Source organism: Myceligenerans crystallogenes (assembly GCF_039529775.1).
GTDB lineage: Bacteria > Actinomycetota > Actinomycetes > Actinomycetales > Cellulomonadaceae > Myceligenerans > Myceligenerans crystallogenes.
The window spans coordinates 1-517 of the sequence record NZ_BAAANL010000026.1 but is presented as its reverse complement, the minus strand read 5'-3'; the positions used below and the strand labels follow the sequence as shown (position 1 = coordinate 517).

1 protein-coding gene is annotated in these 517 nt (G+C 61.5%); it reads left to right on the top strand.

Annotated elements, in window-relative coordinates; genetic code table 11:
- Positions 1–139: 139 nt before the first annotated feature.
- Positions 140–517 (top strand): helix-turn-helix domain-containing protein (locus ABD208_RS20415; protein WP_425561144.1); only part of this gene is annotated, 378 nt, incomplete at its 3' end.

Here is a 517-nt window from a genome sequence, read left to right as displayed (position 1 = left end):
CATCATAGGCGGGAACTCGAGCAGCCAGCCAGCCACCAAAAGCCCGAGGCCTAGAGCGTGTTGCGGCTTTTCTGATTCAGGATTCCCATGAGCGCCGATCTGTGATTCCCTGTCTGTAGGGCAGATATGGGGGTCCGGGATGGGCAAGCCACTTCCTGTAGAGCTTCGCGCGCGTGTTGTCGCATTCGTCGAAGAAGGTCATTCGCATCGGTCTGCGGCGGCACGGTTTCGGGTTTCGGTGAAGTTCGTGAATGACATGGTCATTCTGAAACGCGAGACGGGCGGGCTGGAGCCGCGCGCCCAAGGCAATGGCGGCGGCCATGGCAAGCTGGCCCGTCTGCGAGACTGGCTGAAGGCGCGGATGGATGCCAAGCCCGATCTGACGCTGGATGATCTGGTGCTGGAAATCGCCGAGGCGCATCAAATGACGGTCCACCGCGTCTCGGTCTGGCGGGCGCTTCGCGGCCTCGGCCTCACACACAAAAAAAGACCTGCAAGCCGTCGAGCAAAAGCGGCC